Origin of the sequence: Methylobacterium sp. WL120 (genome assembly GCF_008039465.1) — a bacterium.
Lineage (GTDB): Bacteria > Pseudomonadota > Alphaproteobacteria > Rhizobiales > Beijerinckiaceae > Methylobacterium > Methylobacterium cerastii.
The window spans coordinates 1-749 of the sequence record NZ_VRUT01000370.1; the positions used below are offsets into that span (position 1 = coordinate 1).

General features: G+C 76.1%; 1 pseudogene. It reads right to left on the reverse strand.

Annotation, left to right across the window (positions count from 1 at the left end):
- Positions 1-749 (reverse strand): annotated as a pseudogene (locus FV229_RS27055) (SPOR domain-containing protein); the annotation flags it as partial.

Here is a 749-nt window from a genome sequence, read left to right on the forward strand (position 1 = left end):
CCATCCGGCCGGGCTTGGCGCGGGCGGCCGGCGCGTCGTCGCCCGGCAGCGTCATGGTCGGGACCGGCGAGATCGGGGCCGCCTCGGCTTGCGCCTCGCGCTGGGCCGCCGGGGGCGGCGTGTCCGGCCGCACCACGACGGTGCGGACCTTGCGGGGCTGGCCGAACGCGTCGAACGAGGCCGAGCCCGGGGTGACGTTGGCGGTCTCGCCGCGATCCTGCGCCGAGCGCTCCTGGCCCTGCGCCGCGCGGGCGGCCTGGGCCACGTCGAGGGGCTGCTCCTCGCGGTTGACGATGCGGATCTGGCTGTCCTTGGCCTTGGGCTCGTAGATCTGGCGGTTCTGGTCCGGGATCTCGACGCCGTCGGCGACCTTCGGCGCGACCTTCACCGGCGAGGTGTCGGCCTGGACCACCGGGACGCCGCCGCCGCCGTCGCCGTGCCGCAGGGTCTTGTAGGTCACCGCGCCGGTGACGGCGACGAGGACGACGGCGACGCCCGCGCCGACCTTGACCAGGCGGTTGCGCGGCTTCACCCGCTTGAGGCTGCGCTGGTCGTAGGCCTCGGCGTCGCCCGCCTCGTTCTGGTAGGCCTCGGCTTCGGCGTAGCGCGCCTGCTGCTCGGACCCGTGATCGACGGAGGCGAGGTACTGGTCGAAGGCGTCGGCCGGGGCGTTGCGCTGCGGCTCGGCGTAGGCGGCGGCCGCGGGCGCGAAGCTCGGCTCCTGGCGGCCGCGTTGGGCGGCGCCCTGC